Here is a 24116-nt window from a genome sequence, read left to right on the forward strand (position 1 = left end):
TTCTTAAATCATCATTAAATTAGATAAAAACAATCTCACCCCAGTATGTAGCCCTGGTTGTACAATAGTACCAACGTTGCAAACATGGCGGCACTAGCCTCAACGAAATAAATATTAATTCACATTATTCATCAATAGTAATTTGACTTTAAGCAGATATTTAAATTGCGATTTTTTCTAAACTAAGCAATAATTTGATAATTTAGAATGTTAATTAATTTGCTAAATATAATTAAAATTAATTTGCTGATTTGATATAGCAAAAATAAAAATAATACCTAAAAACTTAAAATTTTCAATAATCTAGTCTGGGAATAATTCGAGTAATTCAAAATGGCGATTTTACATGGTAGTTGGGTAAGAAAAAATCAAAACAGTTGTTTATTTATCTGGGGAGAAACTTGGCGATCGCCGCAAGTAACTTGGGATGTAAATCAATCTTTAGAAATCCCACCACATCCATTAGCAATGACAGCAGTGGAGTTGAGTGAGTGGTTAGCAGCACGGAATTTGACAATTACCAGTACTCAGCAACAGCCAGCACCATCTTCAGGGGGGCGATCGCGCAAAACTACAAAACCGCCAGAAATCAGCTTACCAAGCCATTCACAAATTATCGCTTTACCAACTCAGATTAGCGAAACCAAGGAAGATCAAAGCTTCAACTTATTACCTTTACATTCTGCTAGCCAAGATTTCAATTCCGATGCTGCACCATATCTCCAACCTTGGCAAGTTACAGGTTTTTGCCTCAATACCAGCGAAGCAATTAAATTTCTCCAATCTCTTCCTCTCAACATTACTCATGGTGAAGATGCTTTTTTAGCTGGAGATTTAAGATTTTGGTCACAGGTAGCCCGTTGGAGTTTAGATTTAATTTCACGTTCTAAATTTTTACCGAATATTCAACACCAAGCAGATACTACTACAGTTGCTAACTGGCAAGTGCTGTTAGACAGTGCTGTGGATGGGACTCGCTTAGAAAAGTTTGCCGCGAAAATGCCCCTGGGTTGTCGGACTTATCGGGAATTAGGGAGTGCGGGTATATATGTAAACTTACCCGAACCTGCACAAGCATTAATTTTAGATTTCCTCAACAGCACGATAGATATGCAAGTGCGGGAAATGGTGGGTACTCAACCCATCATCGAAACCAGAGTGATGGCGGCTTTACCATCAGCAATTCGCCAGTGGTTGCAAGCTTTAACTGGTGCATCTAATACAGTGGTTGCAGATGCAATTGGTGTAGAACGCTTAGAAGCCGCCTTGAAAGCTTGGACTTTGCCCCTGCAACATCAACTCACAGGAAAGCCGTTATTTCGCACTTGTTTTCAACTATCTTCCCCAGAAGTGGGCGAAACAGAATGGAAACTGGCGTACTTTCTCCAGGCTGCCGATGATCCAGAGTTTTTAGTTGATGCAGCAACAATTTGGCAAAATCCCGTTGAAGAATTAATTTATCAAAACCGCACCATTGAAAAACCCCAAGAAACTTTCTTACGCGGTTTGGGTTTAGCTTCTCGACTCTATGGAGCGATCGCACCCAGCCTAGAAACAGAATATCCCCAATCTTGCCAACTTAACCCCATCCAAGCTTATGAATTTATCAAATCTGTAGCTTGGAGATTGGAAGATAGCGGTTTGGGTGTAATTCTTCCCCCTAGTTTGACTAACCGCGAAGGCTGGGCGAACCGTTTAGGGTTGAAAATTACCGCCGAAACGCCCAAAAAACAAAAAGAACGCTTGGGTTTACAAAGTTTGTTGAATTTTCAATGGCAATTGGCGATCGGGGGACAGACAATTTCTAAAGCAGAGTTTGACAAACTAGTAGCTTTAAATAGTCCGTTGGTAGAAATTAACGGCGAGTGGGTGGAGTTACGTCCCCAAGATATCAAAACAGCCCAGACATTTTTTGCTTCCCGTAAAGAACAAATGGCACTTTCTTTAGAAGATGCCTTACGCCTCAGTACAGGGGATACCCAGGTAATTGAAAAATTACCAGTTGTTAGCTTTGAAGCATCGGGGGCGTTACAAGAGTTAATTGGGGCGTTGACAAATAATCAGGCGATCGCACCTTTACCCACACCCGCCAGTTTCCACGGAAAATTGCGTCCCTATCAAGAACGAGGTGCAGCTTGGCTGGCTTTTTTGGAACGTTGGGGTTTAGGTGCATGTCTCGCCGACGATATGGGATTGGGAAAAACGATCCAGTTTATCGCCTTTCTTTTACATCTCAAAGAACAGGATTTACTAGAAAAACCCATATTATTAGTTTGCCCCACTTCTGTGTTAGGCAACTGGGAACGGGAAGTGAAAAAATTTGCGCCCAGCCTGAAAGTAATGCAGTATCACGGTGACAAACGCCCCAAAGGTAAAGCATTTGTTGAAGCCGTAAATAAGTATAATTTAATTATTACAAGTTATTCCTTAATTCACAGAGATGTGAAATTATTGCAGACTGTTGCTTGGCAGATAATTGTCTTAGATGAAGCCCAGAATGTGAAAAATCCTGATGCTAAACAGTCCCAGGCAATTAGACAAATAGAAGCAACATTTCGTATCGCTTTAACAGGCACACCCGTAGAAAATCGACTGCAAGAATTATGGTCGATTTTAGATTTTCTCAACCCTGGTTATTTGGGTAATAAACAATTCTTTCAACGGCGGTTTGCGATGCCGATTGAAAAGTATGGTGATGCGGCTTCTTTAACTCAGTTGCGTTCCTTAGTCCAACCATTTATCTTAAGACGGCTGAAAATTGACAAAGAAATTATTCAAGACTTGCCAGATAAGCAAGAAATGACAGTATTTTGTGGTTTAACTACAGAACAAGCTACACTTTATCAACAAGCAGTAGACACATCCTTAGTAGAAATAGAATCTGCCGAAGGATTGCAACGCAGAGGCATGATTTTAGCTTTATTAACTAAACTCAAACAAATCTGTAATCACCCTTCCCAATATTTAAAAGAAACAATATTAGGACAACATAATTCGGGTAAATTGCAACGTCTAGAAGAAATGTTAGATGTGGCAATTGCCGAAGGAGACAGGGCGTTAATCTTTACTCAATTTGCGGAATGGGGTAAGTTACTCAAACCTCATTTAGAACAGCAATTAGGTAGAGAAGTTTTCTTTTTATATGGCAGCACCAGCAAAAAGCAACGTGAGGAAATGGTAGACCGTTTCCAACATGACCCACAAGGGCCGCCAATTATGATTCTTTCGTTAAAAGCGGGTGGTGTCGGTTTGAATTTAACCCGTGCAAATCATGTATTTCACTTTGATAGATGGTGGAACCCAGCGATTGAAAACCAAGCCACAGACCGAGTATTTCGCATTGGTCAAACGCGGAATGTGCAGGTACATAAATTTGTCTGCACTGGCACTTTAGAAGAAAAAATTCACGACATGATAGAAAGCAAAAAGCAATTAGCCGAACAAGTCGTGAGTGCTGGTGAAGAGTGGTTAACTGAGTTAGATACAGACCAACTGCGTAATTTACTCATTCTTGACCGCAGTGCTTTGATTGACGAAGATGCAGAATAAAGTCGAATATTTTTGAAATTAATTGCTAGAGATGAATGATGACTAGTTACACATTACAAGCAAGCCGGGAATGGTGGTCACAAAGATGGCTAGAGTTACTCGATTCTTATCGGTTTAAAAAGCGGTTAGAACGGGCGCGAAATTATGCGCGGCAAGGTAATGTTCTCAACATTGAATTTAAATGTGCGAAAGTATTAGCTAAAGTTCAAGGTAGTGAAGTTGAACCTTATACGGTTTCTCTTTCTCTTAACTCTTTTAGTGATGAAGAGTGGGGTTATGTCATTGAAACCATGTCTAAAAAAGCATTATTCGCTGCCAAATTATTAGCAGGAGAAATGCCCCAAAATATTGAAGAAGTTTTTACAGCTAACGGTCTTTCGTTATTTCCCTTTACCTTGGGTGATGTCCACAGTAAATGTTCTTGTCCAGATAAAGCGAACCCTTGTAAACACATTGGGGCAATTTACTATCAATTAGGCGACAGGTTCAGCGAAGATCCTTTTGTGTTGTTTCAATTACGCGGTCGGACTAAAGAACAAATTATTAATGATTTACGCCAGCTACGAGGCGCTAACCAAAAAGCAAATACACCTCTAACATCAGAGATTCAGCAAGCAATTACTCCTAAGCAACCCGCAGTTAATCTTAATGCTTTTTGGGAATATCATGAGCCTTTAGATTCATCTTTAGTAGTGATTGCGCCTAGTATGAGTGAGACAGTCTTAGATGTTTTAGGTGCAATTCCCTTAGCTAAAACTGAAGATGATGCAGTCAGTTTAAATGCTGGTGATGTGGTCATGAAATATTTAGATGGTGTTTACAAAGATGTTAGCCAAAAAGCTATGTTAGCGGCGATGAATGTGGGAGGTGCTTAAGGTTGTATGTTATTACAGCATGGATATGTATTTAAACTCACATGGAAATTCAAAGCAGAATTATTACAGTAGAACTTGCCGATGGTACAAATATTAAAGTTGAAGCTACACCAATAGGCGATCGCAAACCAAATATTCAAGTTAGACCGTTTAGCGAAGTCACAACCCCCTTAGAAGTTCTTGTTACAGAAATTGCCGAAGTATTAAATAAAGTTAAGCCCGACAAAGCTAGTGTCAAATTTGGCATAGATATTGGCATTGAATCAGGGAAGCTCACACCTGTATTGGTGAAAGGTAACAATACAGGTAATCTGGAGATCACTTTAGAATGGAACCACTGTTGAGAATAGGTATAAGGGTGTGAGGGTACAGGTGTGTACTTATTCAAAACCCTGTCACCCTACACCCAGTCTCCAGGGACAATCTTTGTGCGTAAAGTCCTAACTCAAAGAAAAAGGCTCTTGTTCTAAAACAAGAGCCTTTTAAAAATTCGATTGTCAGTGATGAAAAAAAGATTTCAACTTAGTCGAGTTCGTTCATGAACATTACTGGTTCGTTCTCACGGTCGATACCTTTCTCGAAACCACCAGCAGCAGCACGAGCGCGACCCGCGTGCCACAAGTGACCTATTAGGAAGAAGAAACCTAATACGAAGTGAGAAGTAGACAGCCACGCACGGGGAGATACGTAGTTGAAGGAGTTGATTTCAGTTGCTACACCACCTACAGAGTTCAAAGAACCCAGAGGAGCGTGAGTCATGTATTCAGCAGCGCGACGAGCTTGCCAAGGCTGAATATCATTCTTGATTTTGTCTAGGTCAAGACCGTTGGGGCCACGTAGAGGTTCTAACCAGGGGCCTTGGAAATCCCAGAAGCGCATGGTTTCACCACCGAAGATGATTTCACCAGAAGGAGAGCGCATCAAGTATTTACCTAGACCGGTGGGGCCTTGAGCAGAACCAACGTTAGCACCTAAGCGTTGGTCACGAATCAAGAAGGTTAAAGCTTGAGCTTGAGAAGCTTCAGGGCCAGTTGGGCCAAAGAATTCGCTGGGGTAAACGGTGTTGTTGTACCAAACCATACAAGAAGCGATAAAGCCCATCAAGGACAGAGCGCCCAAGCTGTAGGAGAGGTAAGCTTCACCAGACCAGATAAACGCGCGACGCGCCCATGCAAAAGGCTTGGTGAAAATATGCCAAATACCACCAGAAATACATAGTAAAGCAACCCAGATGTGACCACCAACTACGTCTTCTAGGTTATTAACGCTTACAATCCAACCTTCGCCACCGAAAGGAGCTTTGATGAGATAGCCAAAGATCACTGCTGGGTTGAGTGTTGGGTTAGTAATGACGCGCACATCACCACCACCAGGAGCCCAGGTGTCGTAGAGACCGCCGAAGAACATAGCCTTCAGCACTAACAGCAACGCTCCACAACCCAAGATGATTAGGTGGAAGCCGATGATGTTGGTCATCTTGTTTTTGTCTTTCCAGTCATAACCAAAGAAGGAAGAATATTCTTCTAAGGTTTCTGGGCCGCGAACTGCGTGATAGATACCACCAAAACCCAGGACTGCGGAAGAAATGAGGTGTAGTACGCCAACTACGAAGTAAGGGAAGGTGTCAATTACTTCACCACCAGGGCCTACACCCCAACCTAAAGTAGCGAGGTGGGGTAGCAGAATCAAGCCCTGTTCGTACATAGGCTTTTCTGGGACAAAGTGAGCAACTTCAAATAATGTCATTGCTCCGGCCCAGAAGACAATTAAGCCAGCATGAGCAACGTGAGCGCCTAGCAGTTTACCAGACAGGTTAATCAAACGAGCGTTACCAGACCACCAAGCAAAACCGGTAGATTCTTGGTCACGACCGCCACCCATAACTGCGGGTCTATTAGAGAGCGTTACCACGAGGTAATACCTCCTCAGGGAATATAAATTGTTCGTGGGGCTGGTCTTGAGGAGCCATCCAAGCGCGGATACCCTCGTTCAGCAAAATGTTTTTGGTATAGAAAGTTTCAAATTCTGGGTCTTCAGCTGCCCGCAATTCTTGGGACACGAAGTCATACGCCCGCAAGTTGAGTGCGAGACCAACAATGCCCACTGCACTCATCCACAAACCTGTGACTGGTACAAACAACATGAAGAAGTGCAACCAGCGTTTGTTGGAGAAAGCAATCCCGAAAATCTGTGACCAGAAACGGTTTGCTGTCACCATTGAGTAGGTTTCTTCCGATTGGGTGGGGTTGAAGGCGCGGAAGGTGTTGGCTGCTTCACCGTCTTCAAACAGGGTGTTTTCTACGGTGGCTCCGTGAATAGCACACAATAATGCTCCACCCAGTACACCTGCGACTCCCATCATGTGGAAGGGGTTGAGTGTCCAGTTATGGAACCCTTGCAAGAATAACAAGAAGCGGAAAATTGCGGCAATTTTTTGCGAAATGCTAATGTGCCATCTTGCTCCCATTTAATGCGATTTAGACAGTCGAGGATTGTATTACCAGGTTCTACCTCTAGTGGGTAAGTTTGCACCATAGGTAGAGAATTTTGTTGCTGTCGAATAACCTTAAAAATAACTTCCATTGCCACCAACCAAGGTCTTAAAATTGCTTTACCAGCCTGAAAAATCATAACTAAAGGCTAGTAGGTGCGAAAATTGAGCTATACTCTTGTTGCTCTTAATTCAAAGCCGAGTGTTAAAAGGCTGATGAGCAAAGAGCTACTATTATAGTTCCAGAATAACCATTAGAATTTTAGTTGTATTAGCACCATGTCCGAGATTTATGTTAAGCTCTGAGCTTTAGCACCAAACAGGCGATCGCAGCTAATTGTTCACCTTCCCTGTTTAGGAGTTATAAATAAAAGAGTTTTTCGGGAGACCAACTCAAGTTAATTATCTACATAACGATAATATTCCCATTTCCTACACTTCATCTGCTTAATACATCTTTATATCCATCAGGCTCATAGCTAAAATCTACTTATTGGAGAAATTAGGAAACTAATTCCCAACGGTTAATTTTGGCTGATATGGAAGTGTAAAAGCTGATAATAAACATCTGATGGCGGTAATCAAGCACTTGACAGATGTGCAAGATATTTATTCTTCCCATAGACAGACACTCAAAATGGTTGAGAGGTGGTTTGTCTTGTGAGGATAAACGCGCAGGTGAAACCGCTTTATATTTTTGTTTCTTCTCTATCTCTAATATCAAAGAATGGCACTTGCTCAAAACTACCGATCTAAATTTAGATGAATTTTTATAAAAGTGATGCCGTAATACGCATGGTAGCTAATAAACCCGGATGAAAATCCTGACTGCTTGTTACCTCGTTAAGCTAAATGATTGAAATAAAAGTTTGTCTGTAAATTAAATTCAAACATAAACAATTATTTTGCTATTATTAGTCCATGCTAGTATTTAATATAAAATTACGAAGTAACAAAACTAGTCTTAATCGTCGTATAAGCGCGATTACCACTACTTTGTTTTTTTCGTAACCTAGGGACAGAAAATTTTGTGTCTCTACATCTGAGGCAAAAGTTGTATGTCTAGGAGAGCATATTCAAATACTATGCTGTCTTAAGCTTAAGAGGAAGAACGGTTAAAACCTACAACTCAAGGGCAATAAAGGCAAGTACTGAAAGTGGAAAACCTGCAATTTCTTGGGTCTACTACTTATTTGGAGTAGAAACAACCTTATTTGTAAAGGTGGCTTAAAGTTACACCGCTACAGTAGCGCCAAAAGAGAAAATTATTGCGTTTTCAATGGCGAATCATGGTTAACAGTGTCCTAAAATCACCAAAATAAATGTCTGTGACAACGCTGACTTGAATCTGTTGCAGGCAAGCATAATATAGGCGCTTGTTGCTCCTCTATCAGTAGCAATTTAACCCTTCCCTTAAAATTTTGAGCATCTTTTTACGGAGGCTCAAGAGTTAAATACTGCCGTCAGACTACATAGTTTATCAGTTTGGAGAGAGTAAGGATAATTTGAGCGTAATGACAGAAACTGCAACTGCACCATTAACGGGAAAAGCACTGCTTGCTAAAGTAAAAGAACTTTCTAATTTACCTAGAAGAGAAAGAGCGAAGCAGTGTGGCTATTACACTGTTACTAAGAATAACCAGGTGCGCGTCAATCTCACTGATTTTTATGACGCTTTACTATCGGCTAGAGGAATTCCCCTAAGTCCAGAAGCACCTAAAGATGGCCGTGGCCGCGAACCGACATATCGGGTTAGTGTTCATCAAAATGGTCAAATTGTCATTGGTGCAACTTACACCAAGGCAATGGGTTTAAAACCGGGAGATGAATTTGAAATTAGACTAGGTTACAAACATATTCACCTGATTCAACTGGGTGAAAGTGATAAAAAAATCTCCCCAGATGACATAGATGAGGTAGATGAAGACTTAGACGAAGAAGAGTAAATTCTTGGGTGGTAGGGAGAAGTTTTCAAGAAATTTTGAGAAAATATATCCCTACTACGAGAGCAAATAACTCTGTTTAAGAATTCTGTACTAATAAAACGATACGATGAGACATATTGCTCAAGCCAAAAATTTTACTAGAGTCTTGAAGACAACCTAAGAAGTCTATCGTGTTTTTTTTATTTGTTTTAGCAAATTTTTTTCAGCCATCAGGCAACACCTTACTGTCATTGCAAGAAAATGCACCAGTAGGCGTTGTTTTGATGGCATTTTTTATTAGCTGGGTAGTATGTTGGCTCCCATTGGCAGTAATATCTGCTATTTTTATGGGTTGGCAACCAACAAAGCCTTTACAGCCAGAGCAGAAGTTACCATTGATTGTGACACTTTACTTATTAGCTCCCCTTGTGCTGTGGGGAGTAATTTTGTTGTTTAGTAGGTCTTTTGCTGAGTATGGCTTAGGAGTAAATCTTGCCCTGGTGGGTGGTATAGGGATAGGTTTTGGCTTGGGATTATTCAGCCTTGCTGTGATGTTTGCTGTAGAATTTGGGCTTGGTTGGTGTGAATTGACCAAGGATAATATTCAGGTATTACCATCTATTTTGCTGCCAATTTTATTAGTAGCGTTATTGGTAGGTGGGGTGGAAGAATTAGTTTTTCGTGGGTTTTTATTGACTGAATTAGAAAAAAATTATCCAATATGGATAGCAGCAACAATTTCTAGCTGCATATTTGCTATCTTGCATTTAGTTTGGGAACAGCAGGAAACTCTACCACAAGTACCAGGACTGTGGCTGATGGGAATGATGTTGGTGATGGCTAGAATAGCAGATAAAGGCAGTTTGGGTATCGCTTGGGGATTACATACAGCTTTGGTGTTTGCGATCGCTACTATAGATACAGCCCAACTCATCACCTATACAGGTAAAGTACCAGAATGGTGGACTGGCAAATATAAAAAACCCCTAGCTGGGATAGCAGGGGTTTTTTGCGTTCTGGGAACTAGCCTAATACTCTATTTAGGTAGTCTGTAGATTTGGTAAACGCGATCGCTTCTTTATTCATGTTAAGCTGATTGTTATATCATCAAATTAACAGTTAATTTCATGTTGAGTCTATGATTGACCTCAATAACATTCACTCACTCTCCGAATTTCAGCGAAACACCAAACAGTACATTCAGCAAATGGAAGAAAGCGAAAAACCGATCGTGCTGACTGTTAATGGTGCTGCTCAAATTGTTGTCCAGGATGCTAAAGCCTATCAAAAGCTCTTGGAACGTTTAGAATATGCTGAAACTGTAGCTGCACTCAGACAAGGAATTCAGGAAATCGAGCAAGGAAAAGGAGTTCCAGCTAAAGAAGCACTAGAAGGTTTAAGAAGAAAGCATGGAATTTCGCGTTGACATCTCTCCATTGGCATTAGCTGATGCGGAAAATGCCTATCTTTGGATTCGAGAGCAAGATTCTGATTTGGCAGACAAGTGGTTTGACGGACTGCTGGATGCAATTGATTCGCTTGAACGCTTTCCGGCTCGTTGTCCTGTCGCTCCTGAAAGTGAGGAGTTAGGAATGGAGATTCGCCAATTGCTCTACGGAAAATCGAAAAGATTCCGCTACCGAATTCTTTTTGGAATCTCTGAAACTGAAGTGAACATTTATCGAATTAGACATACTGCACAACAATACTTGACAAAAGATGATGTGGAGTTATGGGAATAATCAAAATTATTGTTTAGTAGTATTTTAATGTTGAAAAATACGATCGCACCCCTTATTCTCCTAGTGCGATCGCATTTATTTTGGTCTACCTTAATTAAACAAGTGCAACTGGGCAATAACAGTACTCACCAAATGATGGGTAATGGGTAGACTATCAATCACCATCGCTAAACATAACAGCATCATGTAGGAGATGGAGTAGAGGAACATTTCTCTGGCTACAGTGCGGTCTTCTGGTTGTTGCAATAAACACCAAGATTTGCGGATAAATAATCCACCCAAACCAGCTGCGATCGCTGCATAGATAATCCCACTGGCGTGCAGGGGATAAAACAACAACAACGTGGCGATGACTGTAGTTAAGGTATAGTACCAAATTTGCTTGACTGTGGCTGTTGCACCTGCAATCACCGGAAGCATTGGTATGCCTACCTTGGCGTAGTCATCACGAATCATCAATGCCAGCGCCCAGAAATGGGGAGGTGTCCATAAAAAGACAATGGCAAAAATTAACCATGCTGCCCAGCTTAAAGTATCTGTCACAGCCGCCCAACCTACCAACGCCGGAATTGCGCCAGCCGCCCCACCAATCACAATATTTTGTGTGCTGTGACGCTTGAGCCAATGGGTGTAAATCAGTACATAAAAAACAATCCCAGAGAATGCTAGACAAGCTGCCAGTAAGTTAGCAAACACAGTCAATAGCGTAAACGAAAGCACAGCCAGGACGGCTGCAAAAATCAGTGCATCCCTTGGCTGGACTCTGCCAGAAGGCATGGGACGATGGCGCGTCCGTTCCATTTCATAATCAATATCTCTGTCGTAGATACAGTTAATTGTCTGGGCGCTGGCCGCAGCCAAAGTACCACCAGTCAGAGTGACTAACAACAGTAACGGGTCTACTTGTCCCTTAGCTGCCACCCACATACTCCCAGCCGTGGTAATCAAAAGCAAAGGAATAATGCGAGGTTTTGTTAGTTGGTAATAGCTTTGAATTACCTGGAGGAATGTTTCGTGGTGGCGAGAGACATTAGTCTCAATCATCTTGGTTCTATTTCCTTAATTGTCAACAATGTGTGTCTAGTTCTGGCTCTGTTGGGTAAAAATCTTTAACCTTGCCATTTCTCTGTTTGAAGCGTCAAAAGTTGCTAGTGGTTGAGAAACTTAAGCACAGCCAAGTATCTCTACCCGAATCTTTCACGTATGGGTGGGGAGTGAGGGGAGTGTGGGGAGAGAGGGGAGTGTGGGGGGAAAGATTTCTTCACTATCTCCCACACCTCCCACCCCTCCCACACCCCTAGATTTCTCACAAGAGAGAAATCCAGGTCTAGACTTTCAGCAGTTCTAGTTATGGGAGATGCGGTGAATTAGTAAATGACTAATGGCTAATTTCCTATCACCATTAGTCATGAGTCATCGTAGCGATCGCATCAGTTTATCCCCAAAAGAGTAATTTAGGGATTTGAGCTAATAGCTGGGTTAGACAAACTGTTGATTTCACGGTTTGCTGCCCAGTCACGTAGTGCCAGAACCGTAAAACCCACCAAAGTACCAAGCAAAGCCGCACCTACAGCTTGGTGAGAGACAGTTAACGGCTCGACTTGCAGATGCAAGCGAAAAGTAGCAACTCCCAACAAAATTTGTAAAACTAACAAACCACCAGCCATATTTGCCAGTCGCCGCAAAGCTGGATGCAAGGCTGGTGTACGCCAGGAAATTAACACTACTGCTAAGGTGGCAACAGTTGGCGGGACTAAACCAAAAATATGGCTGTACATCACAGAGCAGAGTTCTGCCGTACCAAAACACTGGTGTAGCGCCCAACGAGAACCCACAACCGCACCTAGTAAACTCTGGACATACACCAAAATAGCCGCCGCTAAACCAATCCAGGGCAACTTACCGACATTGCCAGTTCCCTGATAAGGAGCTATGGCTGTACCGACGACTAGTAGGGTGGTGAAAAACAAAAGTGCTGTTCCCAAGTGGGCGGTAACGATATCAAACCGCAGCAATTCGGTGACGGTGAGTCCGCCCAAGATGCCTTGAAAGACGATTAGAAACAGGGCAAAGCTCGCCGCCCAAGGCAACCAGACTGGCAAAGAACGACGGTGCCACCAAGATAAACCAGCAAGTGCGATCGCGCTCACACCAATCAAGCTGGCATCCAAGCGGTGAAACCACTCCAAAAACACTTGGAGATTCATTTGTTTGGCTGGTACCAGTTCCCCGTAGCATAACGGCCAGTCTGGGCAAGCAAGTCCGGCATTCATTACACGCGTGGCAGAGCCAATAGCCATTAAAATCAGCGTGGCTACAGCCATTCGCCACACCAAGCGACGAATCATTTCCTTTGGCTTTTGCTGCTCGATTGCCGCATCATTTTGTTGTTTTAGGACAAATTCGTTCATGAACGATTCCTTCTGCCGATCTTGGTAGTAGCTCTCTTAAAATGTTTAATTTTTGCGTACCAACCCATCTCCACCCTAGCGTATACAACTTGGTTTCGAGATGGAGTTTCACTTATTACTTTGAATCACTTCAGATAGTTTTAGTCTGAAGCTTTAGGTATTTTTCAAGATGTGTGTAATAGACAGTTAACAAACAATTTTGCTAACCTAAATTTTTTTCTTAAATTTTTCCAGCGATCGCTATTTATCCTTGTCAGTATCTAATAAATCTCTTTTACTCAGAAATAGGAAAGTGGCTGAAAAAATTAATAAAAATTTCAGACCATTTGGCTTTTTGTTTAATAGCCTAGACTACCTTAGTAAGTGGGCAGCTTTAAGAAAACGTAGTCAATTAATTCTAGGTAAGCCGTGAAAATTCCAAGTTCAATCTGGACATTACTGATTGGCATCGGGCTAACGTTAGCCAGTCTTTGGTACGGTCAAAATCACGGTCTGTTGCCAACAGCAGCCTCAGATGAAGCCATCTTAATCGATGGTTTATTTAACTCGATGATGACCGTTTCTGTAGGTATATTTTTGATTGTTGAAGGTGTTTTAATCTACTCTGTATTTAAATACCGTAGACGTGCTGGTGATCAAGAAGACGGGCCGCCAGTTGAAGGTAATGTACCGCTAGAAATCCTCTGGACGGCGATCCCCGCCATTATCGTCATCGGTATTTCTGTCTATAGCTTTGAAGTTTATAACGACATCGGTGGCTTTGATCCCCACGCTGTTCACGAAGCGCCGATGAATCAAAGTTCAATGAATATGCCAGGAGCCGCTATAGCTGCCACTTTGACGGAAACTCCTGCCAACCGTAATCAAGAAAAATCTGATGAGGCGATGCAAGACCCAGCCACCGCCGCCGTCCGCAATGCTGATCAAATTCCCCAGAAGGTTGATGCTCCTGGTGTTGGTAGTGTGGCTCCAACTCTGGGCGCTAGTCCTGACAAAGCAGGTCAGCCAGCGAGTTTAATCGTCAATGTCACTGGTATGCAATATGCCTGGATTTTTACCTATCCCGAAACCGGAGTGACCACAGGCGAATTACACGTTCCCATCGGGCGGGAAGTGCAGATTAATATGACCGCGAACGATGTGATTCATGCCTTTTGGGTGCCAGAGTTCCGCGTGAAACAAGATGCGATCCCCGGTAGACAAAGCGAAATTCGCTTCACACCCAAAACAGTCGGCGATTATGCCCTGATTTGTGCAGAACTTTGCGGCCCCTACCACGGCGCGATGCGAACCCAAGTGGTTGTGGAAAGTCAAGAGAATTTTGACAAATGGATGCAAGAACAGTTGGTGGCAAGTCATGAAACCTTGAATCAAGCCATTGCCGTAAATCCGGCAAATATGACTCCCGATGAATTTCTCGCTCCACATACCAAGGAAATGGGAATTAAGCCAGAAATTTTACATCAAATTCACCATTAGTCAGTCAACAGTCAACAGTGATCAGTAAACAGGCTGATAACTGACAACTGACAACTGATAACTGAACAACTAACTCCTATGACACAAGCCCAAATACAAGAAACTGCCAATATCCCGGTTCTAATTGATGAGCCAGGGAAGCGAAAATGGCGAGACTACTTTAGTTTCAACACAGACCATAAGGTGATTGGGATTCAATACCTAGTCACTTCCTTCATTTTTTACTGCATTGGTGGTGTTTTAGCTGACTTGGTGCGGACAGAACTACGTACACCAGAAGTCGATTTTGTCAGCCCAGAAGTTTATAACAGCTTGTTTACACTGCACGCCACAATCATGATCTTCTTGTGGATTGTGCCGGCTGGTGCGGGTTTTGCCAATTATTTGATTCCCCTGATGATTGGGGCTAAGGATATGGCTTTTCCCAGATTGAATGCTGTAGCTTTTTGGATGATCCCTGTTGGGGGTTTAATGCTGGTGGCGAGTTTAGCTGTAGGTGATGCGCCGGATGCAGGTTGGACTTCCTACCCGCCTCTGAGCTTGGTGACAGGCCAGGTGGGTGAAGGGATTTGGATTATGAGTGTGCTGTTGCTGGGTACGTCGTCAATTTTGGGGGCGATTAATTTTCTCGTCACCTTATTGAAGATGCGGACTCCAGGAATGGGAGTACATCAAATGCCCTTGTTTTGTTGGGCGATGTTTGCGACTTCCGCGCTGGTGTTGATGTCCACTCCTGTTTTGGCCGCAGGTTTGATTTTGCTGGCTTTTGACTTGTTAGCAGGTACAACATTTTTTAACCCGACTGGTGGCGGCGATCCCGTAGTTTACCAGCACATGTTCTGGTTTTACTCCCATCCGGCGGTGTACATCATGATTTTGCCGTTCTTTGGGGCAATTTCTGAGGTAATTCCCGTACATTCTCGTAAACCAATTTTCGGCTATAAAGCGATCGCCTACTCATCCCTCGCAATTAGCTTTTTGGGATTGATAGTTTGGGCGCACCACATGTTTACCAGTGGTATTCCTGGTTGGTTGCGGATGTTCTTTATGATCACAACGATGATCATCGCTGTACCCACAGGGATCAAAATTTTCAGTTGGTTAGCAACCATGTGGGGCGGCAAAATCCAACTCAACTCTGCCATGTTATTTGCCATTGGTTTTGTTGGCACCTTCGTAATTGGTGGTATCAGTGGTGTAATGTTGGCGGCTGTACCCTTTGATATTCACGTCCACGATACTTATTTTGTTGTGGCTCACCTCCACTATGTGTTGTTTGGTGGGAGCGTGTTAGGGATTTTTGCCGCTATTTATCACTGGTTCCCGAAGATGACGGGACGCATGGTCAACGAATTTTGGGGTAAGGTACATTTTGCGCTGACCATTGTTGGTCTGAATATGACCTTCTTACCAATGCACAAGCTAGGGATGATGGGGATGAACCGCCGCGTCGCCCAGTATGATCCTAAATTCACACTGCTGAATGAAATTTGTACATACGGCGCTTACATACTTGCTGTTTCCACCTTTCCATTCATTATTAATGTGATTTGGAGTTGGCTATACGGCGAGAAGGCTGGTAATAATCCTTGGCGGGCGCTTACCCTAGAGTGGATGACAACTTCCCCACCAGCAATTGAGAATTTTGAGGGATACCCCGTATTAGCTACAGGGCCTTACGACTACGGCTTAGAAAGAGCTAACGAAGGTGTGCCATTATCCGATAGCAATCCTTTATTATCGGCTGGCCCCAATTCAGTACTGCGTGCTGATCCTGATGAGCCATATCCCACCATTGAGTCTGACTTGGAACAACGTGTTTCTGGGACTAAGGATTAGAGGCTAGTGGTCAGATCCCCGACTTCTCTAAGAAGTCGGGGATCTAGCAGCCAAACTGTATTTTTCATACTTCATACTTCAAAAAATTCATGCAAAGTCAAACTATTGACCCAGCTAAAACCGAACTTAATCATCATCACAGTACAGCCACAGTTGATCATCACGAAGCACATCCAGATCATCGCTTGTTTGGTTTGTTTGTCTTCTTGGTGGCTGAAGGGATGATTTTTATGGGCTTGTTCGGAGCCTATTTAGCTTTTCGTTCCACCTTACCTGTGTGGCCTCCTGCGGGTACTCCAGAGTTAGAATTATTGCTGCCTGGAGTCAACACTGTGAATCTAATTGCCAGCAGTTTTGTCATGCACAATGCTGATACGGCGATTAAAAAGAATGATGCGCGGGGGGCGCGAATTTGGTTAGCCATCACCGCCGCAATGGGGGCAATTTTCTTGGTGGGGCAGGTATATGAATATACGCACCTAGAATTTGGTTTAACTACTAATTTATTTGCTAGTGCCTTTTATGTGTTGACTGGTTTCCACGGACTGCACGTTACTATTGGTGTTTTAGCAATTTTGGCAGTATTGTGGCGATCGCGCGTTCCCGGTCACTATAGTAATGAAAAACACTTCGGTATTGAAGCCGCAGAAATCTACTGGCACTTTGTAGACGTAATCTGGATTATTTTATTCGGATTGCTGTATCTTCTGTAGGTATTAATTAGCAAGTTGTTCACTCCACGCGAATAACTTAAAAATCAACCCCCATTGGGGGTTTTTTTAATGACTGAGGAGATGTAGACGAAGCGATCGCATTCTGTAACTTGATTAATTTGTGCGATCGCTCTAATGTCCCAATGTCCAATCTTCAAATCGCAACCCAGGGACACGATAAAAATCACGCTGATTTCGCGTTACTAAAATCGCATCATTCGCAATTACAATTGCTGCGATTCTTAAATCTTGTGTACCAATCCGAATTTTCTGCTGCAAAAATCGCGCGTAGCAATTAGCCGCTTCTTTATTAAAATCGAGTACATTGATAGTTTTAAAATCTGCCAACGCTTCACGTAATTGTATGTAAGCAAATACTAGTGATTCTGGCGAGTTAGCTTTTCTAATGCGATTTAATCTTCCATACATTTGTTCTTCAAATGTAATAACTGTTGTAGCTAATTGTTCTGTGGATATTGCATTTATACGTTGGCTGACTAATGGGTGCGCTCTTTGAAAAAGTGAAAAAGTATCAGTATCAAGTATCCACAGATTCACTTGACTTCTTCCTCAGAATCCAATTGGCGGTAATATTCTGCCATTTCTGCATCTAATTCGCGTCGATATTCTGCAATATCCGCCAGCATATCATCAAATTGTGGGTCATCTTTATATTTACCTGCAAATTTCATCCAAGGATGTTCTGATGTTGGCGTTTCTATTTCTTGAGTAACTATTTCGACATTTTTTTAAGCGACTATTCACCAGTGTATGTAAATTATTTAGTGCATCTTCCCGCGTGGCTGCAAATACCTGACAATCTGGTAAACCCCAAACCGTGGCTTGATATCCATTGTTTTTTGCTTCCACTAATACAGAATAATTGAGTTTGGATGAGTTATTGACTTCATTGCTGTTTAAATTAGTAGTCATACAGTTTTCCCGAATCATGTAGAGTGAGGGAATTTTTGTTTTAATTTTAATTTAGCTCCCTGACTTCTCCAAGAAGTCGAGGAGCTTATTTTTGTACCATATTCTGCTGCAACTTTCTAAAATCGCGCGATATCATAGCAACAGTAACTATAGTCACTACTTAAGTAACCGTGGCTTTCACCTTCGCCTTTACTCTTAGCCAAAATCAAACTTTTGAATTGCGCTGCAATTACGGTACACGCCGTCTAGATACTGATAAGTTAGCGAGTTTAATTAATCTGTGTGAAGAAAAATATTATGCTCAAAGGCTGGATGACACCGCACAATTGCGGAATATTGGGCGTGAACTGTATTCTTGGCTGGATGGTAAGGAAGGATGGCTACGGAGGGCGTTAGATGAGACAGATGAAGGGCGTATATATCTAGATTTAATTCAAACCAGTGAAGCACAAAGTTTAAACGCCCAAACGCAGAAAGTGGCGTTAGGTTTAGCACATTTGCCTTGGGAATTGTTACATGATGGCACAGTGTTTTTACTGCAAAGACATAATGCACCTGTGCCTGTGCGGACTGTGCAGCAAAGAAATACTAGTGTTTTGGATGTCCAAAATCGCCCATTGCGGCTGTTGTTTATGGCGACATCACCAGAACACCCAGGCATTGCGCCACTACAATTTGAACAAGAAGAAAAAAACATCCTCACAGCCACAACCGAGCAGCCTTTGGCGTTGATTGTCGAGGAAAGTGGCTCTGTTATTGAATTGGGGAATTTAGTTCAGTCGGAAGCAAAAGATTATTTTGATGTGTTCCATTTAACAGGACATGGTGTAATTTATACAGAGGCAGAGTTAGGGCGCTATTTGCCTAAAGGTCGCAAAATTAAGGATTATACACCATGCTTCATTACAGAAGATGATGAGGGGAAAGTAGAATTTACTACTGTTGATGATTTAGCAAAAGCTTTTCAGAATCGCTTTCCGCGTGTGGTGTTTCTCTCTGGCTGTCATACTGGGCAAATTGCCAATCAAGGAACAGTCCCTTCAATGGCGCAAGCTTTAGTGAAAGCGGGTGCGGGTGTAGTTTTGGGTTGGGCGCGTCCGGTGTTTGATAGAACTGGTATTATTGCGGCTCAGGCACTTTATCACGCTTTGGCAACTGGGGCGACGGTGGAAGATGCTGTCAAAGCTGCACAGCAAGAGATGATTGCTCAAGAATGCAGCGATTGGCATTTATTACGAATTTATCGGGATAGTCGCGTTATTGGGGAGTTAGTAACACCGCTAAATACTAAAAAGCGGGAGAAGTTGAAGTTTACACCGCCTGAAAGTGAATTTTTGGATGAAAATAACATCGTCAAAGTTGCTAGTCATGGGGAATTTGTCGGGCGACGAAAAGCATTACAACTGGGAATGCGGGCGTAAAACAAACTGGCGATGATATCGGCGTGTTTATTGCGGGGATGGGGGGTTTGGGTAAGAGTTCCCTGGCGGCGAGGTTGTGTACGCGGGTGCAAGCGCAACGCCCCAATTTTGAACGGGTGGTGTTGATTGGGGTGGTGGATGAGGTAGGGTTAATTAACAAGCTGGCAAGTAAGTATGAACGGTTTGCAGGTGTACCAGCTTTGTTAAATCAACCGGGAATTTCTTTTAAAGGGCGGTTGCAGAACTTTTTTGAAGCCATAGAAGACGAACACGATAAACCTGTGTTGTTGGTTTTGGATGACTTTGAGCAGAATATCCCCCAAGAGAATGTGGCTGATGGTAGTTTGCGGATGACAACGGCTGCTTATGATGTGTTAGCGGCGTTGTGTGCGGCGTTGGCTGAAAATCAAGCAGAAAGTCGGTTGATTGTTACCTGTCGTTATTTGGAAGAAAATACTTTACCTCCCCATCGTCTGCATTTGGAAAGTTTAGTGAAGATGGGTGAGGCGGATATTAATAAAATTTACTGGCAATTAGATGGAGATGTGCGGTTGCAAGTGAAAAAGCAGCGCCTTCTCAGAATTGCTGATGGAAATCCCCGCTTGTTGAAGTGGTTGGTGGAGGTGGTGCAGTTACCAGATGTAGCAGAAGAAGAATTGTTGACAAAGTTGGAGGGTGTACAGCTTAAGTTTCGAGAGAATATTTTGGCAGCAACGCTGTTAGATGCTTTGGAGGATGAGGAGAAAAAGTTTCTCGCTCAGTTGAGTGTGTTTCGTTTGCCGGTGACAGAGGATGTAATTAACTCCCTTTCTCCCCTACTCCCCACTCCCCACTCCCCACTCCCCAAGTTAACCAGCCTCAGCCTAGTGGAATCAGGGACGACTTACGCCAAGCAAACGCCAGAATATCGAGTGACGACAATTTTAGCGCCGTTGCTGCAACCACTATTAACTGAAGAAGAATGGCAAACCACGCAAAAAGCAGCGACGCGGATAATTTACCGCAGTTGGTGGAAAGAAGCAGATAACAAGAATGAAGAACAAGCACGAGAAATCGTGAGGCTGGCGGTGTTGGCGCAGGAAAAAGACATCGCTGTGAGTGTGGGAGATAACATCGCAAACAATTGGGTGAATAGTAGCCGATATGTGGAGGCGCGGGAATTATGCCAAGAAATTCTGGAATTAAGTGAAGATTACCGGATTTTAGGTACTATTGCTAGAGCAGAAGAAACTTTAGGTTTTGTCAAGTCAGCAATGACGCATTACGAACAAGCTTTAGAGTTGTGTCCAGAGGATGATACACAAGAAAAAGCGGCGACGCTACACAACATGGCAGGGTTAAAAGCCCAACAGGGAGATGTTGCAGGAGCGATCGCACTTTACCAGCAATCTTTGGATATCAAGGAAAGCATTAACGATGTCCAAGGAAAAGCGGCGACGCTACACAACATGGCAGGGTTAAAAGCCCAACAGGGAGATGTTGTAGGAGCGATCGCACTTTATCAGCAATCTTTGGATATCACAGACAGCATTAACAATGTCAGAGGTAAAGCGGCGACGCTACACCAAATGGCAGGGTTAAAAGCCCAACAGGGAGATGTTGTAGGAGCGATCGCACTTTATCAGCAATCTTTGGATATCACAGACAGCATTAACGATGTCCAAGGAAAAGCGGCGACGCTACACCAAATGGCAGGGTTAAAAGCCCAACAGGGAGATGTTGTAGGAGCGATCGCACTTTATCAGCAATCTTTGGATATCAAGGAAAGCATTAACGATGTCCAAGGGAAAGCCATGACACTGATGAATATGGCTTATTGTGAAGGTGAAAGGGGAAATAAAGCAAAGCAGTTAGAACTAAACTTACAAGCAGCGCAATTACTCGGACAAGTCCGTGCTTATATTGATTTGCGTACTGTTTTGAGTAACTTAGGTTTAACTGTCGAAAGCAATGGAATTATTTACCTTGCTCAAGCTGTGTGGCTGTGTCTGCTAGTGCAAGTGCCTTTGGATGATACTGTAAATACACTTTGGTATATGTACAATAGCGTACCCCAAGGCGATGAGATGGAAGCTTTACTAGGTGCAGTCGCAATGTATTTCTGTCAAGTTGGCGGTGATCAGCATCCGCAGTTAGAGGAGTTGCAACAGCGCAGTTTCAAGATTTTAGCAGGTGCGGCTGCTGCTCAAGGTATTGAAACACTGGAAGCTTTGGCTACTTGGTTTGTGCAGCAACGGTTAAATGATCCTGATTATTTTATCCCGCGTTTGGTGCAACTGCTAGAGGCGATTGTTGGGGATGAGTGGTTATTTGAGCGATTTTGAGTTTTTCCAGATCCCCGACTTCTTTAAGAAGTCGGGGATCTAATCGTCGAGTCAATACTTTTCGGATAAAGCTTTACTCATCCTAGATTTAGATCCCCCCGCCTACGGCGACCCCCTTAAAAAGGGGGTAGAAGACAGTTATTAGCCCCCATTTTTAAGAGGGGTTGGGGGGATTTGAACAAGATAGAGATGTTAACCGAAATGTATTGATCGTCGAGTCGCGGCTACCGTCAAAACCACTACTATAGCGATTCTTACTTGCTTGTAATACAGTAGGAACCCACCCCCGCATTTGCTTACGCAAACGCTCCCCTCCCCGCTTGCGGGGAGGGGTTGGGGGGTGGGGTTGAAATGTACCTCATCCAACCGAGAACCGCTATAGCTAATACCATATATCAAAGTCCCCCTTTTTAAGGGGGATTTAGGGGGATCAAAATATGTGCAGCTTCACATTAAATTGGTATTAAGAACTTTTACTAAACTAACGCTTTCAATAACGCCTGGAGTTTGAGTTGCACTTCAGCAAATTCTTTATCGGGATCAGAACCGGCGACGATACCTGCACCTGCGTAAAGTCTAGCGCGATCGCCATCAATTAATGCCGAACGAATCCCTACAATAAACTCGCAGTTACTTTGTGAGTCTATCCAACCTAGAGGTGCAGCATATAAACCCCTCTCAAAGCTTTCGTAACGCCGAATTTCTGCACAAGCCACGTCTCGCGCTGCGCCAGCAACGGCTGGTGTGGGATGCAGTTGCGCCACAATTTTTAAGGGGTGGACGTTAGGGGGAACGGTGGCGCTAATGGGTGTCCATAAATGTTGGATGTTAGATAGCTGTCGTAAACGTGGCGGTAATGTTTGGGGGGATAATCCTAGTTGTGATAAGCGTTGAGTTATAAAATCAATGACTAATGAGTGTTCGTGTCTTTCTTTTTCACTGTTGAGTAACCGATTTGCATTCGCCGCGTCTTCGGCTGGTGTTTTACCCCGTGGCGCAGAACCCGCTAAAGCATCGGTGATTAATTGTTGATTTTGAATACAAATTAATCTTTCTGGACTTGCACCGATAAAGTTTTGCCCTTTACCATTACTGGTGGAAAAAACATAACAATTAGGATGAATTTGTCGGAGATTATTTAATGATTTATATAAATTAAACTGATGATTTGCCTTTACATCTAAAGCATCTGCGAGGACAATTTTGCTGAGATGACTAGCTTGGATTTTTTCTAAAGCCGAAACAACAGAACGCTTAAATGCTGTACCTTGGGTTACAGATTGTTTACTCAAGTGGGTTGAGAAAAAGTCTAGTTTAGGTGAGAAATATTCTAAAGAATTAATTAGTTCGATTTTACTCCATAAATCATGCCAGATTTTATCTAAATTGGTGTTGGCTGTGATTAATAGGTTAGCGACTAAGATACAGTGCTGATTTTTTACAGCTATTTGCCAGCGCGGTAAAAATATCGTCGCGGAAGGAAAAGGATAATCTGTTTGAATATTTTGGTTAAAAAAACTAAAGTAACAAAAAAAGCGGGGGACGGCTAAAGGTTTGTGAATATCTCCAAAAGGAATTATATTTTTTAGACAACTTTTGATAAAATATTCAGCTTGATTAAATCGGTCTTGCCCATTAATTTGTAATTTTGTGACAGCATCAATCGCGGCGATCGCTTCGCCTTTACCTCTATTCTCAAAGTAAAAATTTATTTCATTTGCTTGCGCTAATTTATCCAATACAACTAAAGGATCAACCCAGTCGAGTTCTAGGGAAATACTCACAATTTGCCGACAATTATTTGTGAGGCAATTTTCTTGAACCGCTAACAGAAATTGGTATATGTCTTTGTGCGTTACAAAGAAGTTGTTACGACATGGTGAAACTGTCATGGATCTAGGAATAGTAAATTTTTTTTAAGTAATCTTCCTAAAGTGTAATTAATCATGGTCTATTTCTACAGGTATCATATTCAGACGACATTTCACCAGAGTATAGTTTGCTTTGTTTTAGGTATTACCAAACGCTGACAATCTATGCTCAGTTTCAGCCTGCAAGTAAAAAATAAGTTTTACTAAGGATATGGTTAATCAGTTCAAAAAAGTGCTGACTATTCAGAGCTAATTGCTGAGTAAAATACTTAAAGAAGAATTCAGAAGTCAGGATTCAGGAGGCAGAATTAGTGGTTGGGAATGCAAGCCAGTCATTAATTTTAGACGACTAGTTTTGAGATTTATTGTGGGTTAAAATTATTGATTCATGCCCCAAGATATAGCAGATTTATTTGATGTGTGAACAATCGAGACAAGGGAGACAAGGAGGAGAGGGTAGACAAGGTAGAGAGATGTTTGTAAATCATTTAAGATGGCTATAGGCAAATACAGTTCAGTTAAGACTAATTATGTATGAAAATG

At 42.6% G+C, this 24116-nt stretch carries 19 protein-coding genes and 2 pseudogenes; 12 read left to right on the forward strand and 9 right to left on the reverse strand.

The annotated features are described in order from the left end of the window. Window positions 1-333: 333 nt before the first annotated feature. The 3 genes from ACX27_RS01075 to ACX27_RS01085 are packed head-to-tail and all read left to right on the forward strand — an operon-like array spanning window position 334 to window position 4768. Window positions 334-3549, forward strand: a complete 3216-nt coding sequence (locus ACX27_RS01075) for a DEAD/DEAH box helicase (protein WP_062287271.1) — start codon at window positions 334-336, stop codon at window positions 3547-3549. Between the two features lie 38 nt (window positions 3550-3587). After that, a complete protein-coding gene (locus tag ACX27_RS01080) occupies window positions 3588-4424 on the forward strand; it encodes an SWIM zinc finger family protein (protein WP_062287273.1) in 837 nt (278 codons plus the stop codon). Window positions 4425-4465: 41 nt separating this feature from the next. Continuing rightward, window positions 4466-4768, forward strand: a complete 303-nt coding sequence (locus ACX27_RS01085) for a CU044_2847 family protein (protein ID WP_062287277.1) — start codon at window positions 4466-4468, stop codon at window positions 4766-4768. A 178-nt stretch (window positions 4769-4946) separates the two neighbouring features. Here the strand turns inward: ACX27_RS01085 and psbC are convergent, their stop codons facing one another. The 3 genes and pseudogenes from psbC to ACX27_RS30530 all read right to left on the reverse strand — a co-directional run. Continuing rightward, complete coding sequence (psbC, locus tag ACX27_RS01090) at window positions 4947-6335, reverse strand: photosystem II reaction center protein CP43 (protein ID WP_062287279.1); 1389 nt, start codon at window positions 6333-6335, stop codon at window positions 4947-4949. Next, a pseudogene (locus tag ACX27_RS01095) lies at window positions 6319-6858 on the reverse strand (photosynthetic reaction center family protein); the annotation flags it as partial. The gene psbC and the pseudogene ACX27_RS01095, both read right to left, overlap by 17 nt. After that, window positions 6798-7007, reverse strand: a pseudogene (locus tag ACX27_RS30530) (2Fe-2S iron-sulfur cluster-binding protein); the annotation flags it as partial. The pseudogenes ACX27_RS01095 and ACX27_RS30530, both read right to left, overlap by 61 nt. Before the next feature lie 1422 nt (window positions 7008-8429). On the opposite strand from ACX27_RS30530, the gene ACX27_RS01100 reads away from it, so the two are divergent. The 4 genes from ACX27_RS01100 (at window position 8430) to ACX27_RS01115 (ending at window position 10582) form a co-directional block, all read left to right on the forward strand. Next, on the forward strand, window positions 8430-8861 hold the full coding sequence (locus tag ACX27_RS01100; protein ID WP_062287281.1) for an AbrB family transcriptional regulator: 432 nt from the start codon (window positions 8430-8432) through the stop codon (window positions 8859-8861). A gap of 170 nt (window positions 8862-9031) precedes the next feature. Continuing rightward, entirely contained in the window at window positions 9032-9895 is an 864-nt protein-coding gene (locus ACX27_RS01105) for a CPBP family intramembrane glutamic endopeptidase (RefSeq protein WP_235526440.1), read from the forward strand. An 83-nt stretch (window positions 9896-9978) separates the two neighbouring features. After that, window positions 9979-10266, forward strand: coding sequence for a type II toxin-antitoxin system Phd/YefM family antitoxin (locus ACX27_RS01110; protein ID WP_062287283.1), 288 nt, complete (start codon window positions 9979-9981; stop codon window positions 10264-10266). Continuing rightward, on the forward strand, window positions 10250-10582 hold the full coding sequence (locus ACX27_RS01115) for a type II toxin-antitoxin system RelE/ParE family toxin (RefSeq protein WP_062287285.1): 333 nt from the start codon (window positions 10250-10252) through the stop codon (window positions 10580-10582). Before ACX27_RS01110 ends, ACX27_RS01115 begins: the two co-directional genes overlap by 17 nt. Window positions 10583-10672: 90 nt before the next feature. Here the strand turns inward: ACX27_RS01115 and ACX27_RS01120 are convergent, their stop codons facing one another. Then, window positions 10673-11626 carry a heme o synthase gene (locus tag ACX27_RS01120; protein WP_062287287.1) on the reverse strand — a complete coding sequence of 318 codons (954 nt, stop codon included), beginning with the start codon at window positions 11624-11626 and terminating at the stop codon, window positions 10673-10675. A gap of 410 nt (window positions 11627-12036) precedes the next feature. Next, a complete protein-coding gene (locus ACX27_RS01125) occupies window positions 12037-12993 on the reverse strand; it encodes a COX15/CtaA family protein (protein WP_062287289.1) in 957 nt (318 codons plus the stop codon). Window positions 12994-13401: 408 nt separating this feature from the next. On the opposite strand from ACX27_RS01125, the gene ACX27_RS01130 reads away from it, so the two are divergent. From ACX27_RS01130 to ACX27_RS01140, 3 genes are all read left to right on the forward strand, one after another. Further along, window positions 13402-14472: a cytochrome c oxidase subunit II gene (locus tag ACX27_RS01130; RefSeq protein ID WP_062287293.1), complete on the forward strand. Its 1071-nt coding sequence runs from the start codon at window positions 13402-13404 to the stop codon at window positions 14470-14472. A 78-nt stretch (window positions 14473-14550) separates the two neighbouring features. Then, the gene (gene ctaD, locus ACX27_RS01135) at window positions 14551-16311 is read left to right on the forward strand and encodes a cytochrome c oxidase subunit I (protein WP_062287296.1); all 1761 of its coding nucleotides are present in this window, start codon (window positions 14551-14553) and stop codon (window positions 16309-16311) included. Between the two features lie 89 nt (window positions 16312-16400). Further along, window positions 16401-17024: a cytochrome c oxidase subunit 3 gene (locus ACX27_RS01140; protein ID WP_062287299.1), complete on the forward strand. Its 624-nt coding sequence runs from the start codon at window positions 16401-16403 to the stop codon at window positions 17022-17024. Between the two features lie 132 nt (window positions 17025-17156). Here the strand turns inward: ACX27_RS01140 and ACX27_RS01145 are convergent, their stop codons facing one another. Genes ACX27_RS01145 through ACX27_RS01150 form a run of 3 tightly spaced genes read right to left on the reverse strand, consistent with a single transcriptional unit; the run spans window position 17157 to window position 17957 of the window. Next, entirely contained in the window at window positions 17157-17582 is a 426-nt protein-coding gene (locus ACX27_RS01145) for a type II toxin-antitoxin system VapC family toxin (RefSeq protein WP_062287301.1), read from the reverse strand. After that, complete coding sequence (locus ACX27_RS33155) at window positions 17579-17716, reverse strand: hypothetical protein (RefSeq protein ID WP_235526441.1); 138 nt, start codon at window positions 17714-17716, stop codon at window positions 17579-17581. The genes ACX27_RS01145 and ACX27_RS33155 overlap by 4 nt, the downstream gene beginning before the upstream one ends. After that, a complete protein-coding gene (locus ACX27_RS01150) occupies window positions 17700-17957 on the reverse strand; it encodes a type II toxin-antitoxin system HicB family antitoxin (RefSeq protein ID WP_235526442.1) in 258 nt (85 codons plus the stop codon). The genes ACX27_RS33155 and ACX27_RS01150 overlap by 17 nt, the downstream gene beginning before the upstream one ends. A gap of 170 nt (window positions 17958-18127) precedes the next feature. Between ACX27_RS01150 and ACX27_RS33160 the strand changes: the two genes are divergently transcribed. Both ACX27_RS33160 and ACX27_RS33165 read left to right on the forward strand, forming a co-directional pair. After that, the gene (locus ACX27_RS33160) at window positions 18128-19378 is read left to right on the forward strand and encodes a CHAT domain-containing protein (RefSeq protein WP_235526443.1); all 1251 of its coding nucleotides are present in this window, start codon (window positions 18128-18130) and stop codon (window positions 19376-19378) included. Between the two features lie 47 nt (window positions 19379-19425). Then, window positions 19426-21702 (forward strand): tetratricopeptide repeat protein, encoded by a 2277-nt coding sequence (locus ACX27_RS33165; RefSeq protein WP_235526444.1) that lies wholly within the window; start codon window positions 19426-19428, stop codon window positions 21700-21702. Window positions 21703-22178: 476 nt separating this feature from the next. Here ACX27_RS33165 and ACX27_RS01160 read toward each other — a convergent pair whose 3' ends face one another. Beyond that, the gene (locus tag ACX27_RS01160) at window positions 22179-23594 is read right to left on the reverse strand and encodes an isochorismate synthase (protein WP_062287306.1); all 1416 of its coding nucleotides are present in this window, start codon (window positions 23592-23594) and stop codon (window positions 22179-22181) included. Between the last annotated feature and the right edge of the window lie 522 nt (window positions 23595-24116).

It is taken from the genome of Nostoc piscinale CENA21, assembly GCF_001298445.1.
GTDB lineage: Bacteria > Cyanobacteriota > Cyanobacteriia > Cyanobacteriales > Nostocaceae > Nostoc_B > Nostoc_B piscinale_A.